Source organism: Nocardioides cremeus (assembly GCF_030518195.1).
GTDB classification, from domain to species: Bacteria; Actinomycetota; Actinomycetes; order Propionibacteriales; family Nocardioidaceae; genus Nocardioides; species Nocardioides cremeus.
Window position 1 is genome coordinate 1 of sequence record NZ_JAULSC010000224.1, and the last position, 281, is coordinate 281.

A 281-nucleotide genomic window follows, 5' to 3' on the forward strand; every position below is an offset into this window, starting at 1 on the left:
GCCTTCCTTGGCGGCGCCGAGGGTGATCGGGTCTTCGTCGAAGCCGACGACGGTGATCGTGCCCAGCTTGCCGGCATCGCGGAGAGCTTCGTAGATGCGCGGCGGATTGTAGGAGTAGAAGCCGACCATGCAGGTCACGTCGGGCTGGGCGACGAGGATATCGTCGACGTTCGCGCGAGCGCGGGTCTGGTCGATGTCGTCACCACGGACGTCGGTGATCTCGAGGCCGGTACCGGCCACGGCTTCGTTGTAGCCCTGGAGACGTTCCTTGGCATTGGCAG

1 protein-coding gene is annotated in these 281 nt (G+C 65.1%); it reads right to left on the bottom strand.

The annotated features are described in order from the left end of the window. The coding region (locus QWJ41_RS21080; RefSeq protein ID WP_302710445.1) for a substrate-binding domain-containing protein at positions 1-281 on the bottom strand (281 nt) is incomplete at both ends.